We start from the raw sequence: 13,834 nt of genomic DNA, 5'->3' as shown, positions 1-13,834 counted from the left end.
TGTTCCGCGTGGGTTGGTTGGCTCACGGAGCCAGACTTGCCAGAAACCGCGTTATCGGGCCTGGGACACGGTTGAGGATTTCGGTATCGTTCTTTCTTCGAATAGCTGCACGGACAATTTTGGCGCCCAGATAACGCACTGGTTCGGGAGGAAGCTTGGTGCGATTTTTGATGCCTACCAAACCACAACCGCTCCATTTATCCACGCGCCCCAGGATCAGGCTTGCCAGAATCCGACCTGCGACAGGCGTCTGGGCAATACCGGTCCCATTAAACCCCAACGCATAGAAAACATTAGGATGACTTCTGAGATGATCAAACACCGGCAGATGCTGCGCGGTGCAGTCAATCGGACCGCTCCAGTCATGAAGGACAGGCACATCCTTTAGCTGAGGATATACCCGGTGAAGTTCACGTATGTTGTCTGCACCACCGTCGCCGCCGCGATTAAACCGCGCGTCGATCCGATCATTAAAGGAAATTCCACCCGTTCCCCGTCCAAATACAACCTGATCGGAGGTCGTGCGCTGATAATAGAGCACGTGATGCTGCGCATCACAGATCGACGCACCATCGGTCCATCCGATGCGCTCCAGTATGTTTGCAGCAGGCGCTGTTACGATAAGTTGGCTGCTGACCACATACAGATAGGGATGAAGTTCAGGTATCGCGGAAGCCCAAGCATTGACCGTTAAAGCAACCTTGTTGGCCGTCAATGTTCCGTCCGGTGTTTTAAGTTCAGGCCTTTCACCTAAAACCATCTCCAAAACAGGGCTTCTTTCATGAATGACAATCCCCTTTGCCATCGCAAGCTTGCGAAGGCCAAGGGCAAGCTTTGCGGGTTGAACCGTCCCTGCCCGCTCTTCGACAATGCCGACATAGGATGCGCTGGAGCCAGTGCGCCTTTCAATGTCATGCGCATTGAGTGTTTTAAACGGGTTGAACGCGGATTTTCGGCAAATCTCCAGGGCCTTGTCCCATGCCCGTTCCTGTGCGAGCGAACTTGCGGTCCAAAGCCAGCCATCAAGGCGCAGATCCATGTCGATGATGCCGCTATCTTGCAGCACCTTCAGCTCCTCAATCGCATCGCAGGTTGCGTGACAAAGCATCCTTGCATCTTCGTCGCCGACAAGATCGCGCAACATATCGATTTCAGCAAACCAGCTGTGGACTTGCCCGCCATTGCGTCCGGATGCGCCAGAACCGCAAAAATCCGCTTCCAGGATTGTGATGCGCGCCTTTGGATCTTGCTCTCGTAGCCGCAGCGCTGTCCAAAGCCCGGCATATCCCCCGCCAACGATTGCGATATCGCATTGGTGCTGGCCCGATAAAGGCGCTGTGACGGGATCGGCACCAATACTTTGCAGCCAGAAAGAGCGATCCCTCGTCGCCGCAACAACAGGTGCTCTCATTGTGATCGAGTTCATGGTCAGACCCTCTGCGCTGTGGCAATCACATCCTGGTATTTATCGAGCAACCATTGCGGGATCGCCTGCAAGGGTTGGGGAAAGCCGCCTGGGTGCGTGCAGGTTTCAGACGCTCTGACAGCAGCCTTTTGAAGAGCTTGTTCTTCAGAACACTGCTCGAAGAAAAGTGCCACCAGAAATGAAGCGATAAAGCTATCACCAGCTCCACAGGTATCGACCACCTGCACGGGTACCGAGCCTGCAGAAAATAACTGACGTCCATTGTCATAGAATGAACCGCGTTTGCCGCAGGTAATAACGACTTGTTGGGCTCCGGCCTGCTTGAATTTTGCAATCAATGGCTCAACCGGTTCCTGGGGATCATCGGGACCTGATGCAAAGACCAGAGGGACGCCTTCCAGTGCCAGGTCAAAATGCCGGGTCGAGACATCCACACTGAACCTGGCACCGTCCACAACGAGCCTACGGACCAGCTTTTCACTGGAATTGGTACCAAGATGGGCCCAATCGCAGGAAAGTAATGATTGATAACGCTGTTGGTCTGGAATGTAGTTTTCGCCAACACCCAGAGATTCAAACAGGAACTGCCGTTCGCCGTTCTTATCGGTCAAAAGCGTGACAGCAGAATTGCCCCCAATAGTTTCAATATCGCTTGGCAGAAGTCCGGCTTTTTCGATCACATTAAGCATGATCTCCGCTTCCATGTCGGGGGCCATCGCGCCCATATAACGAGCACCGACCCCAAGTCTTTTCCACTGCACAGCGACATTAAGGGCATTTCCACCGACCGTGACCACTCCCTTGTCCAGATAGGCGTCAAGGCAATTGTCACCGACAGCGACAAGATTGATATTTGGCTTCTTCATCATCATTCCGCACTATCAAAATGAGGGGAAATCGCGTCAAGGCATTGCCGCCAGACCGCCGCCGGGTCCAGTGCATATGAACCGTTTCCAAAAGGCTCGAAGGTCAAGGTGCCCTGAAATGAATGCTGTGTGATTTCGGCAAGGTAAGCGTCGAGTGGTAGATTTCCATCTCCCCATGCCAAATGCCCCGCTGGGGTTCCATCGACGACATGAACATGGGCAAGCCGTTTGCCAAATCGCGAAAAATACCCACCAACCGTATCTCCAGCCGTTGCCATGGCGACCAAGTCGAGTACCAGATCGACATGATCCGCATTCAGTTCCTTCCAGAGCCGTTCAAGATCGGCGACATCATTGACGATGTTGCTTTCAGTACGCTGCAAGGGTTCAAGCAGACATCGAAGCCCCAGCTTGGCCGCATGTGCCGTAATTTTATCCAAGGATTGCAGGGCGTGGTTCCATGCGCATTCGCGGCTCTCGCACTCATAACCCCGTCCAGGTGTCAAGAAGAGGTATTTGGCACCCAGTTCGGCGCACAAATCGGCTGCTCGCAGGAAACATTCAACACTCTTTCCACGATAAGCGTCGTTGCCCGAGGCGATATTGACTGGGTAAAGAACCTGTTCCGGGGTGAAGCAATGCACGCTGATCCCGTTATCCTCCAGAACCGACCGGATCTCCGAATGCCGAGCGCGGTCAGAATGAAACAGATCAAGATGAGGGGCTATTCCCCATAGTTCCATGCGTTGAAAGCCCATGAGCCGAAGCTGCTTGACACCCCATTGAAACGGATAGTGCTGAAACGAAAAATTGGCACCAATCAACTGTTCACGTTGTAACATTTTCCACCACCCTATTTGCCGATTCCTTCCGCGAGCCCACGAATGAAGAAGCGCTGGGCCGCGAAGAAGACGATCAGGATCGGAAGTGCCGAAAGGGTCATTGCAGCAAAGACAATGGCATAATTGGTTCCATGTTTTGCCATGATTGAAGTGAGGCCAACGGGCAATGTCTGCACATCCGCGCCACTGGTGAAGATCATGGCGAAGAGATATTCATTCCAGGCAAACAGAACATGCAGGATGACACAGGAGACGAGGATCGGTTTGCACACAGGCAAGGTCACACGCCAGAAGATCTGGCCTTCACTCGCACCGTCCATAACGGCTGCTTCGTCCAGATCGCGCGGAAGACCAAGCATATAGGCGCGAATAAGGAAGGTGGTGAACGGGATGCGGAACGCGGTATAGAGAATGATCAGAGCCCAATAGGTGTTATAGAGACCAAGATTTTGCATGATCCGCACCAGTGGAATGACCGCAACTGTTGGGCTCAACATCAATCCGCCAAGCACCAGACCGACAAAGAACGGCTTGCCAGGCAGTTTGGATCGCGTCAGGCCGAAGGCGGTCCACGCGCTGATCAGAACCGTGCAGACCGCTGAAACCAACGTGACGATGATGCTCGTTGCAATATAATTCCTGATGCCCTGGTTCCAGGCTGAGATGTAATTGTCGAGCGTAAAGCCCGTCGGTAGGGCAAAGGGTTCACCAAATATCTCGGAGTTGGTTTTGAAACCGTTCAGGGCCATCCACAACAGCGGATAGATGACCACGACCCCAAGGCTGATCAGAAAAGTGACCAGGCAGACACGCACAAGCCCCTGCACAAAATTCATGGGTTGCAGCTCGCGCGGCTGATAGGAGACCTCACTCATAGTTCCACCCTCCGTTTTCTGGTATACCAGAGCTGTCCAAAGCCGGTCAGCAGCGTGATGATAAAAATCACCGATGCGATTGCAGCGCCATAACCGAAGTCATTTTCAATAAAGCCCTGTTGATAGAGCCATGTACCCAGTACCTGGCTGGCGTTGTTAGGGCCGCCACCTGTCATGACCATGACCTCGTTGAAGACCTGAAACGCTCCGGTGATCGTCACAATAACCATAAGACCGGTCATTTCGCGCGTCAGCGGAAATGTTATGTTCCACAGCCGACGCCACATACCGGCGCCGTCCATGGTCGCTGCATCATAAAGTTCACGAGGGATCTTCTGGATCGCTATGGCAAACAAAAGCGTCGAATAGCCAAAACCTTGCCACTGGCTCATGGCGATAATTGCGTAGATCGCAGTCTGCTCTTCCCCCAGCCATGAGCGAGACCAGCTAGCAAGTCCAAGATGGGTAAAAGCGGAATCCAACAGGCCGATATCGGGTTGATAGATAAAGTAGAAAAGCAGCCCCGTTACAGTGATCGAAATTGCTGATGGTATGAAATAAACAGCGCGCCAGAATCTGCGCCATGTCTCATGCTGCAGACCCTCAATGATCGCCGCGAGTACGAATGCACCCAACACCTGAAACACAACCGAAATGACCGCATAAAGCGTATTGTTGAAGATTGCAGTCCAGATGACCGGATCGTCTTGCAGGCGCCGATAATTATCCAGACCGACAAAGGCAGTTTCACCGGTGAAGATATCCTGATTTGTCGTACTGACGATAAAATTATCAATGATTGGATAGTAGACAAACCACAGGATCAAAACGAATGCGATCAGAACCCAGCGGAAAGAAAGTAACTTCGCCAGCAAACCGGACTTGTCGTATTGAGACCCGTCCGGCAGGGGGAAGCCGTTTTTGGCAGCCTCCCCTCCATTTTCATGCTTCATGACAGTCATCGGCCATTACCATCCTTATCGGGAAGAGGCTGCAGCCTGTTTTACCTTTTCCATGACCTGTTCCGGCGTCATGGAGCCACCGATCAGGGCTTGCAGACCTGAAAGCCAGACAGATGCAACGCGCGGTGGATTGGCGGTATCAAGCCACGGCATCAGATAGGATGAATCCGCGATAACTTTGAGTCCTTCAACGACAGACGGGTTCATGCTTTCAGACGAATATCCGCCAACAGTCGCGCTTGGCTGCCCATAAGGTGGTGCCGACAAAATCTTCCCGTTTTCGGGTGAGGTGATAAACTTCATGAAATCCACAGCCAGCGGAATATTCTTCGAGGCTGAATTGATCATGTAGCCTTCCGGTGCACCTTCGATTGATTTGACATCACCCTTTGCGTCTTTTGATGCGGGCAGTTTGAAGAAGCCAAAATCTTCCTTCTTCAACGCGCCATCCGCAGTGCTTTGATCGAACTCGATAATTTCTTGATAGTACATTGCGGATTTGGCATTGCTGAATTGCTGCAATGCAGAAGCATAGGATGAACCATTGGTGCCTGCGCCGTCCGAACAATCATCGATAATTTTCTTCAATTGTGTCAGGCTTTCAACATAGCCTGCATCCGAATATTCAGCGGTCTTGGGGTTGAAATCTTTTTCAAGTGTCGCTTTTGGCACGTTATAGGCAAGCAACTGTCCGGCAAAATGCACAGCAGGCCAGCCTTCCTTGTTGCCGAACGAAATCGGCGTTACCCCAGACTTGCGCAGCGCTGCACACGCACTGATCAACTCATCGAAACTCTTCGGTTCCGCCAGACCGGCTTTGGCAAAAAGCACCTTGTTATAGCCCATGAACTTTGCGTCCAGATAAAGCGGAATTCCGTATAATTTTCCATTATATTGGAATGCATCGACCGCAGCATGGGCAAGCTGTTTGCCCCATGGCGTGTCGGGACCAATAATCTTTGTCAGATCAACAGCGCGATTGCCTCGCACAAAATTTTCGCCCCAGCTCCCAGTCCAGGTAAAATAGATATCCGGCAGGGAGTTAGAGGCAACCAGGGCCTTGGTCTTCCCCTTCACGCTATCGTCGCTTTCCTGAATAAGCTCGACTTTAACGCCGGGATGAAGCTTCTCATATTCCTTGGCCGCATTGACAAAATAGGGCGAAAGCTGCTGGAGGCCGAACTTCGTCAGAATGCTCAACGTACCAGAATATTCGACGGTAGCATCAGGTTCAGCTACAATGGCGTCGCCCGCCGCCGCTGCATTAATAGGGCCAGACAACCACCCACACATCATCAGTGAAACAAGGCTTGTTGTGCTCAAAAACATTCTGCATTTCATTTCGAAGTTCCTCTCTTTTTGCTCTTGTTCTTTGTTTCGTCAGAATGCGGAAGCCCGATCCGGCAGAGCCGGACCGGGGAAAGCTGTTAGTACTCGACGCGCTTGTAGTAGCGCCTTGTGGTCAGCGGGTGGTCGCGCAAAACTTCCAGATGCGCACTCAAACGCTCCAGCATGGTCGCCAAGATGATTGGAGAGATCAGGCTGCGTGTCCTTTCGGAGATGCCGGGGAGACTGGCCGAAGCGGCATCCAGAATATGAACCTTATCTGTGTAGCGCTTTGCGAAGTGTTCAACCCGCTCCGTCAATGGACGGCATGCATCCTCTCCCTTGAAGATGAACAGGCTGACCCCTGGCTCAACCAGTTCGAGCGTACCGTGGAAGAAATCGGATGCATGAACTGGGCGGGTACGGATCCATTGCATTTCTTCAAGAATGCACATGCCGTAATAGTGAGCCTCGGGCCAAGCGGTGCCGGCGCCGGTAAAAATGTGATATTTCTCGTCCTTGATCTGCTGCGCGAGTGCTGCTGCGCCTTTTTCAAAGTTCTCCTTAACCGAAACCAGAAGTTCCGGGAGTTGCTTCAACTCGGAGACAATTTCGTCGAAGTCTGGAAACTCGCCGCGTTCAGCCAGCAATGCAAGCACGATCAACAGGGTCTGCAGGTAAAAGGATTCCGAGGATGTGTCGTCCTCCGCAAAATTGGTGAAGTTGTAGTCGGCATCAAGGCCAAGTGGCGTATCCTTGTGTCCGGTAAGCGATAGCGTTTTGACACCCTTGTTCTTCAGGAATGACAGAAGCTGCACACTTTCCTTGGTCGTCCCGGAGAGGGACGGAAGGATCACAAGTGCCTTGTCGTCCAGCCCAGCGGGCGATTCCAAAACAACCTGAGCAGAAAATGCCGCCTGAACCGGAAAGACAGTTGCGTTGCGGGCGATCTCGATTGCCGGCTGGGTCAGAAACTGTACGCCGCCCGTCCCCATGAAGAAAATGCGCTCCAGGCCGTCGTCAAGCAGCCTGCGCATCAGAGCGCGTACATCTTCTGCAATCGCGACCGCGCCGCCCTGAATTTTCACAAAGCGGTCTTTATCGAAGTTGAGCATTACTACCTTCCCGTTTGCGCCGTTGAAACCGCGAGAAAAGCCCGAACCGGTTTTGCGCCTGAAACTCGTTGCGACAATGTGAGATCGATCTCACAACTATTTAGCGCACAGGAATTTTCTGATGGCAAGTAGGCTTTAGGATTTTTTTTTGCAGGCAAAACTGCACGTCTCGTCGGTTCAACGACGGCGAACAGAACCTCGGACTATCAGCTTGGTTTCAAAGCTGATTTTCTCTGGGGGGCGTTTCTTTCCTGCTATTTTCTCAAGCAAAAGTCGGCCCGCAGCGCGGCCTATTTCCGACACTGGTTGAGCAACGACAGTGATCTGTGGATCGGTAAAAGTTGCCAGATTGAAATCATCAAAACCGATCAGGGACACATCGTGGGGAATCGATATTCCCATCGAGCGGAATGCTAACAGCGCCCCCTGCGTCATCAAGCTATCGACAGTAAAAAGAGCCGTTGGCGGCCTTTTTTGACTGAAAAGGCGGATGGTTGCATCCACAGCATGCTCAACCGTCGACTGCGCGACACAGATCAATTTTTCATTGGGTTCGATATCATGGGCGAGCAACGCAGTCCTGTAGCCATTCAAACGCTCGCGTGAGGTAAATATGCGCGCATCGTCCTGCAAAAGCGCAATGTCTCGATGCCCCATTTCGATCAGATATTCGATGGCCTTGCGCGCACCACCTTCATTGTCGACAACAACACTGTCGCACTCAATTCCCTGCGCTGCGCGGTCAATCAAAACCAGCGGTACATGTTCATCGATCAGACGTTGCAGATGCGAACTGTCTTCGGCTGATGTCGGCGCTATGATGAAGCCGCGAATGCTTAAAGACTGCAAACTGGCGAGCAGTGATTTCTCCTGATCCAGCTGTTCTTCACTGCTCGCAATGATGAGATTATGTCCTTCTTCTCGCGCCAGCACTTCGACATCATGGGCAATCTTTGCAAAGAACGGATTTTGTATATCGCCAAGAACGCAGCCAATAATTGGCAACTGCCCGTTGCGCAGAGCCTGAGCAAGTCGGTTGCCTCTATATCCAAGTTTCTCCGCAGCAGCGTGAACTTTCTGCGCGGTTTCATCACCAACATAGCCGTAACTGTTGAGTGCACGGGCAGCAGTGGCACGCGACACATTCGCCAGTGCCGCCACATCTTTAAGGGTCGCCGATTTCAGAGCCATATCATATTCACAACTGATGAACCTTGACAGTTGTTAGCATCGGAGATCGTGCAATAGTAGTAGGGTTTATCAATTGGTTCCCGGAATGAGCGATCGAGAACGCATTTGGCCTGATCGATTGAGACGACAAAGCGCTGCATCGCTGCAATCTGTCGTTACGCATCTGATCATTTTGGATCAGATCGCGCCCACGGTCACGTGCGTCCGAGCAGCGCCCCGTTCTGGCCTGAGCCCCAATTCGTCCCTCATGGAAGGAGCGAGCGATAGGTTCGTCGGCACAACTCTCCCTTCGCTTCAACTTACGATTACAGATTTGCACAGAGCGGCTCAGTCTGTCAGTGTTTTACGCTCCAGTGGCAGGGGGCGACGCGATCCCAAAAGGCAGCTCAGAGGGTCATTCCCTCGTCAATCACGGCGGACAGCCCCTTCGGAGATCGATTTCGCAGTCGTAATCGTCTCAATCCAAGCACCGTGCGGGTCGGTCCATGCCGTCGGTTGATTATTCACCGACAGCAAGAACGCACCTGGCGAGGGGGCGTCAGCTGAGGAAAAGCCAAAATGCGGCATAACGCCCGGTGCCTCATTGCAGATCCATATATCTGATAGCGCGGAAACCTGGTCGGCAAATCCCATCCGGTCGCCGTTGTATGAAACGTAGGCGAGAACGGCGGTATGGAAGACAACCAGCGTGGCATCCTGCGGAGCTTGAAGGCAAAGGGCTGCGAATTCAGGTCCCAGCAGATCACCCTTTACGATCGTCGGCCGCTCCGCTGCCACAATACCGAGTGCCAGACGAAGCCGGTGACGGCGCTCTACCTGTTCGGGCCAAATAAGTGTTTCGAGCCAGGCAGCCTCGTCTTTATCGCCAGCGTCAAGCGGATTCAGATCGAGCCCGGCCCGCCAAACGATCTGCGGCAGCGTTTCAGGAAGTTGAATATTTGCGGCAGCCTTGCATGGGAACACGGGATACGAATTGTCTTCCCCCCAGGGCCGAAGACTCCGTGAGGGATATTCATATCCGTAGCGATCCGGAAAGAGGCAAAGCCCAGCAGACGCGCCAACCTCCAAAAGCGCCAGAGGCTGCGGTAGCTTCGCTAAAACCGGCAGAAGCAAAGCGCAGCGTCCCGGTTCGTTGGTCTGCGTCGAGCGCCTGAGAATGATCGAGCGAACCGCATCAAAGCGCTTCAGCAAAACGCGCTTGAACTCGCTGTAATTCGACGGAACACCGAAGAGGTGTCGGTAAACGGCAAGAAGTAGGTTGGGCTGCTGCTTTGGTTGAGGCAAGGCCGAGATCAGGCCAAGGACCTCTGCGTCTTCCGATATGCTCATGGCGAGGTGCTCGTATAGCGGAGAACGCCCGCAAGCCTCACGAACTGCAAAGCGATGGTAGCGGGAGGCTAATTCATTCCGTTCCGCGTCAACAGTCACACTAAACGCCTTCCTGCCACTGATTGCCAAGGGCCAGCCTACACCACCCGATTATAAAATCTGAATCGCCCTCTATCCACCCTTTAACCGGCGGTGCCAAATGACGGCGCTTTCAGTCATACTGAACGCAACTGCCTGGAATCATTGCCAGGCTAGAAAACAAGACCTGGACTGCACAGGCTCAAGTCCTTCGCGTTTTACATGCGCCGATCGTTTCATGTTCACCTTCCGCGCTCTTTTGCGCGTAATGAGATGAAATAGATGCCACCGATGCTCACCGTCATGATGCCAGGGCGAAACTGTGTTGAAAGGGCATGCTGACTGTGTAATCAGCGGCTGCGAGCAGGCTACTCGCTATGAGCGCTAAAGCAATCAAGGGTCACCTGCCCAACGCTTTAAAGGGCGGCCCTCGTCATCGACCATCAGCCTTCGCAATCTGAAGGAAATGATTGCGGACTTGGCGTCGACCTTGATCATTCAGTCCATTGTTGGGCCATCTGCTTTAGTCCAAAACTGCTTGAAAGTTTCCCTTGGAGGAAACAGGGGCAGCCCGCTCGAAACCTTCATCAAACAACTTCACGATGCCGTGTTCGGCGTCAGCCAATCAACGATCTCGCGATACGATTCCGGCCTGATCAGCCAGCTCGGCAGAGCAAAGAATCCTAGGTTCTGGAAAATCCAGCCGAACGCAGGGCTAAACCTAGAATTTACTTGGCTGAATGCCGCAAGCGCAGGCGTAAGAGTAAAAAAGCAGAAGCCGCCGCTTCACAAGCGGGCTCCCACAGCGAGGGCGGATACCAATCCGCCAGCGCCCGAACGTTCCCGCGGCGACACCGTCATTGCGACAGATAGTTTTTGAGGAAACTGCGTGTGCGCTCCTGCTGCGGATTGCGCAACAATGCACTGGGAGCCCCTTCTTCAACCACCACTCCACCATCCATGAACAGGATCCGATCGGCCACCTCGCCTGCAAACCGCATCTCGTGGGTGACGATCAACATGGTCATATGTTCCGCCGCCAGCTGTTTCATCACCAGATTGACCTCATCGACCAGTTCCGGATCAAGCGCCGATGTCGCTTCATCAAACAACATCACCTTGGGCTGCATCGCAAGCGCTCTGGCAATCGCCACACGCTGCTTCTGGCCGCCGGAAAGACGCGACGGATAGACATCCGCCTTGCTTGCGAGGCCGACTTTCTCCAACAATTCCAGTGCCAGCGCACGCGCCTCCGCCTTGCGCATGTTTTTCAGCCTGATCGGACCGAGCGTAATATTGTCCATCACAGTGAGATGCGGAAACAGGTTGAAGTGCTGAAACACCATTCCCATCTGCTGGCGCACCGCATTGATGTGCTTTTCAAAAGCCTGCCCCTTGAGGGGCTGGTTGACCTGCGTACCGTCGAGCCAGACCTCTCCGCCATTCAGCGTCTCAAGGTGATTGATCGATCGCAACAAGGTGCTTTTGCCGGAGCCACTCGGACCGATGATCGCAATAATCTGGCCACGCGTCACCGACAGATCGATCCCTTTGAGGACTTCGAGCGCGCCATAGGCTTTGCGCGCGGCCTTGACTTCAACCATTGCTAAGGATGCGCTCATCGCGTCACCTCCACTTTTCTTTCAATACGTCGCAGCATCGCCTCCATGACAAGATTGGCGATGTAGTAAAGCACAGCCGCAGTCAGATAGAATTCGAACGGACTGTATGTCTCGCTGATCGCGATCTGCGCACTGTGTACGAGCTCGGCAATGCCGATAATGGAAACGAGAGAAGTATCCTTGAGCAGCACGATCATGTTGTTGCCAATGGGGGGGATCGTGTTGCGGATGGCCTGCGGGATGATTACATAGCGTAACGCCTGACCCCGACTAAGCCCAATTGAGCGCGCGCCTTCGGTCTGTCCCGGATCGACCGACACAATCCCTGCACGCAGAACATCAGCATTATAGACGGCGAAATGCAGGCTCAGTCCGATGATGCCTGCAAACAGCGCAGGAATATCAATGCCGATCTGCACAAGACCATAATAGATCAGATAAAGCTGCAACAGCAGCGGCGTTCCCATGAACAGCCACATGAAGAAGCGGACCGGAATTGCGAGCAGCGCGGGCGCATAAAGAACAATCAGTGCAAACAGGATGCCAAAGACAAAACTAAGAACACTGGAGGCGACCGCGAGAACCAGGGTCCAGCCAAGTCCGGTGAGAAGGATATCGGCATAGGGGGCGACAATACTAAAATCAAGTGCTGGCATGAAGTTGCCTCTCAACGCGGCGCGAAGCGCTTGTCGAGCAGATCAACGATCGTGACGACAACATAAACAATGATCATGTAGAGAACCGCCGCAACCGCAAATATCTCGAATGGCTTATAGGTGGAACTGATGAAGCGTTGCGCAGTATAGGTGAGCTCGACCACCGAAATCGTAGACACCAGGGCCGATCCTTTAACCAAAGCCACTGCATTGACGCCGAGGGGACGGATCATCAGTCGGGCTGCCTGCGGCAGAATGATCAGCCTGAGCGTCCGGCCGCGGTCAAAACCAATCGATCGGGCCGCTTCGGCTTGCCCCCTGTCAACGCCGGCAATAGCACCACGAATGGATTCCGCCATGTAAGCGCCGATGTTCAATCCAAGCCCAATCACGCCGGCGGCATAGGGTTCAAGCTCCAGCCCGATCTGCGGGCCGCCAAAATACAGAACAAATAATTGAACCAGACAGGGCGTGCCGCGAAATACGCTAATATAAGCCCCTGATAACAGGCGCAGCAATGCGCTGTTTGACAAGCGCGCCAGGACAAGCACGGTGGCGATGGCAAAGCCCAGCGCAAGCGCAAGGACAGAAATCTGCACGGTGACCCACGCAGCCTCCAGAAAGAACGGGAGGACCCGCTGCATCAAAGCAAGATCCATAAGCATACTCCGAAACGTCAAGGGAACCGGCCCGAACTGCTTCGGGCCGGACTGTAATCCAATCAGCGGATGTCGCTGCCGATCCATTCCATTGAAATTTTTTCGTAGCCGCCATCAGCCAGCATGGCTTCCAGGGTCTTTTGCATTTCCGCTTTGAGTTCGGGGTTGTTCTTGCGGATTGCGATACCAAGCGCCACCCGACCCCCTTCGATGTCAGGCGTATCAAGAATACGGACTTTCTGCCCGGTCTCCTTGACCGCAATCATCACCGGAATGCTGTCCATGACCAAGGCATCCAGCCGGCCTGCATCCAGATCAATGAGCATTTCAGGCAGGCCCTTATAGGTCCGCACACTCAAATCCCCTTGCGCCTTGGCCCATTTCTCATGGGCGTCACCCATGGTGACGCCAACAGTCTTGCCATTGAGATCCTCCAGTTTCTGAATGGAGGAGCTTTCCTTGACAACGATCGTGCGTCCCGCATGATAGTAGGGCCCCACAAAATCCACGGCCTTCTCGCGTTCCGGTGTGATGGTCATAGATGCTACGACCGCATCATATTTTTTGGCCAGCAGCCCGGCGATGATCCCGTCGAAAGGGGTCGTGACGATGTTGGCCTTCAGCCCCATCCGCTTGGCGATTTCCGAGCCGATCGATGCATCAAAACCAACCACCTCATTGTGTTCATTGGTGAAGCTGAATGGCGGATACTGGCCACTCATTGCAATCCGCATTTCACCGGCGGTCTTGAGCTTTGCCAGCTCGTCCGCCTGGGCGGGAGCACTCGAAAATCCGACCGCGATTGCTAAGGCGGCGACAGCAAAAAGGCTATTGAACTTGGAACGCATGATTTTGAGTTTCCTCTGGATTTGTCTTTTTGTTTTGGG

Annotated in this window: 14 protein-coding genes; 1 reads left to right on the top strand and 13 read right to left on the bottom strand. The window is 53.4% G+C overall.

The annotated features are described in order from the left end of the window. Positions 1–22: 22 nt before the first annotated feature. The 9 genes from RT142_RS12910 to RT142_RS12870 all read right to left on the bottom strand — a co-directional run bounded on the left by RT142_RS12910 (position 23) and on the right by RT142_RS12870 (position 10,031). The gene (locus RT142_RS12910; RefSeq protein WP_171380530.1) at positions 23–1,426 is read right to left on the bottom strand and encodes an NAD(P)/FAD-dependent oxidoreductase; all 1,404 of its coding nucleotides are present in this window, start codon (positions 1,424–1,426) and stop codon (positions 23–25) included. Positions 1,427–1,428: 2 nt separating this feature from the next. Beyond that, on the bottom strand, positions 1,429–2,298 hold the full coding sequence (locus tag RT142_RS12905) for a PfkB family carbohydrate kinase (RefSeq protein ID WP_204162569.1): 870 nt from the start codon (positions 2,296–2,298) through the stop codon (positions 1,429–1,431). After that, on the bottom strand, positions 2,295–3,134 hold the full coding sequence (locus tag RT142_RS12900) for a sugar phosphate isomerase/epimerase family protein (RefSeq protein WP_313029043.1): 840 nt from the start codon (positions 3,132–3,134) through the stop codon (positions 2,295–2,297). Before RT142_RS12900 ends, RT142_RS12905 begins: the two co-directional genes overlap by 4 nt. 11 nt (positions 3,135–3,145) lie before the next feature. Further along, positions 3,146–4,009, bottom strand: coding sequence for a carbohydrate ABC transporter permease (locus tag RT142_RS12895; protein WP_171380528.1), 864 nt, complete (start codon positions 4,007–4,009; stop codon positions 3,146–3,148). Then, positions 4,006–4,971 (bottom strand): carbohydrate ABC transporter permease, encoded by a 966-nt coding sequence (locus tag RT142_RS12890; RefSeq protein ID WP_094544041.1) that lies wholly within the window; start codon positions 4,969–4,971, stop codon positions 4,006–4,008. Before RT142_RS12890 ends, RT142_RS12895 begins: the two co-directional genes overlap by 4 nt. A gap of 15 nt (positions 4,972–4,986) precedes the next feature. Beyond that, positions 4,987–6,300, bottom strand: a complete 1,314-nt coding sequence (locus RT142_RS12885) for an ABC transporter substrate-binding protein (protein ID WP_313029038.1) — start codon at positions 6,298–6,300, stop codon at positions 4,987–4,989. Between the two features lie 98 nt (positions 6,301–6,398). Then, positions 6,399–7,412, bottom strand: coding sequence for an SIS domain-containing protein (locus RT142_RS12880; RefSeq protein ID WP_094544043.1), 1,014 nt, complete (start codon positions 7,410–7,412; stop codon positions 6,399–6,401). Between the two features lie 177 nt (positions 7,413–7,589). Beyond that, positions 7,590–8,603, bottom strand: a complete 1,014-nt coding sequence (locus RT142_RS12875) for a LacI family DNA-binding transcriptional regulator (protein ID WP_064323160.1) — start codon at positions 8,601–8,603, stop codon at positions 7,590–7,592. A gap of 405 nt (positions 8,604–9,008) precedes the next feature. After that, positions 9,009–10,031 carry a DUF2332 domain-containing protein gene (locus tag RT142_RS12870; protein ID WP_112805357.1) on the bottom strand — a complete coding sequence of 341 codons (1,023 nt, stop codon included), beginning with the start codon at positions 10,029–10,031 and terminating at the stop codon, positions 9,009–9,011. 469 nt (positions 10,032–10,500) lie between these two features. Between RT142_RS12870 and RT142_RS12865 the strand changes: the two genes are divergently transcribed. Then, on the top strand, positions 10,501–10,890 hold the full coding sequence (locus tag RT142_RS12865; protein ID WP_151562328.1) for a hypothetical protein: 390 nt from the start codon (positions 10,501–10,503) through the stop codon (positions 10,888–10,890). Here RT142_RS12865 and RT142_RS12860 read toward each other — a convergent pair. From RT142_RS12860 to RT142_RS12845, 4 genes are all read right to left on the bottom strand, one after another. Further along, complete coding sequence (locus RT142_RS12860; protein ID WP_039861149.1) at positions 10,868–11,632, bottom strand: amino acid ABC transporter ATP-binding protein; 765 nt, start codon at positions 11,630–11,632, stop codon at positions 10,868–10,870. The genes RT142_RS12865 and RT142_RS12860 overlap by 23 nt on opposite strands. Continuing rightward, positions 11,629–12,288, bottom strand: coding sequence for an amino acid ABC transporter permease (locus RT142_RS12855; RefSeq protein WP_112805353.1), 660 nt, complete (start codon positions 12,286–12,288; stop codon positions 11,629–11,631). The genes RT142_RS12860 and RT142_RS12855 overlap by 4 nt, the downstream gene beginning before the upstream one ends. Before the next feature lie 11 nt (positions 12,289–12,299). After that, the gene (locus tag RT142_RS12850; RefSeq protein ID WP_112805351.1) at positions 12,300–12,947 is read right to left on the bottom strand and encodes an amino acid ABC transporter permease; all 648 of its coding nucleotides are present in this window, start codon (positions 12,945–12,947) and stop codon (positions 12,300–12,302) included. Positions 12,948–13,009: 62 nt separating this feature from the next. Continuing rightward, positions 13,010–13,795: an ABC transporter substrate-binding protein gene (locus RT142_RS12845; protein WP_112805348.1), complete on the bottom strand. Its 786-nt coding sequence runs from the start codon at positions 13,793–13,795 to the stop codon at positions 13,010–13,012. Positions 13,796–13,834: the final 39 nt, after the last annotated feature.

It is taken from the genome of Brucella sp., from assembly GCF_032066345.1.
Classification (GTDB): Bacteria; Pseudomonadota; Alphaproteobacteria; order Rhizobiales; family Rhizobiaceae; genus Brucella; species Brucella pseudogrignonensis.
Note: the sequence above shows the minus strand (reverse complement) of the source record. Positions and strands in the feature narration are given on the sequence as shown.

Coding starts and splice junctions, on each gene's coding strand:
- RT142_RS12910 (WP_171380530.1), bottom strand. CDS start 1,426: ATGAACTCGATCACAATGAGAGCACCTGTTGTTGCGGCGACGAGGGAT.
- RT142_RS12905 (WP_204162569.1), bottom strand. CDS start 2,298: ATGATGATGAAGAAGCCAAATATCAATCTTGTCGCTGTCGGTGACAAT.
- RT142_RS12900 (WP_313029043.1), bottom strand. CDS start 3,134: ATGTTACAACGTGAACAGTTGATTGGTGCCAATTTTTCGTTTCAGCAC.
- RT142_RS12895 (WP_171380528.1), bottom strand. CDS start 4,009: ATGAGTGAGGTCTCCTATCAGCCGCGCGAGCTGCAACCCATGAATTTT.
- RT142_RS12890 (WP_094544041.1), bottom strand. CDS start 4,971: ATGACTGTCATGAAGCATGAAAATGGAGGGGAGGCTGCCAAAAACGGC.
- RT142_RS12885 (WP_313029038.1), bottom strand. CDS start 6,300: ATGTTTTTGAGCACAACAAGCCTTGTTTCACTGATGATGTGTGGGTGG.
- RT142_RS12880 (WP_094544043.1), bottom strand. CDS start 7,412: ATGCTCAACTTCGATAAAGACCGCTTTGTGAAAATTCAGGGCGGCGCG.
- RT142_RS12875 (WP_064323160.1), bottom strand. CDS start 8,603: ATGGCTCTGAAATCGGCGACCCTTAAAGATGTGGCGGCACTGGCGAAT.
- RT142_RS12860 (WP_039861149.1), bottom strand. CDS start 11,632: ATGAGCGCATCCTTAGCAATGGTTGAAGTCAAGGCCGCGCGCAAAGCC.
- RT142_RS12855 (WP_112805353.1), bottom strand. CDS start 12,288: ATGCCAGCACTTGATTTTAGTATTGTCGCCCCCTATGCCGATATCCTT.
- RT142_RS12850 (WP_112805351.1), bottom strand. CDS start 12,947: ATGGATCTTGCTTTGATGCAGCGGGTCCTCCCGTTCTTTCTGGAGGCT.
- RT142_RS12845 (WP_112805348.1), bottom strand. CDS start 13,795: ATGCGTTCCAAGTTCAATAGCCTTTTTGCTGTCGCCGCCTTAGCAATC.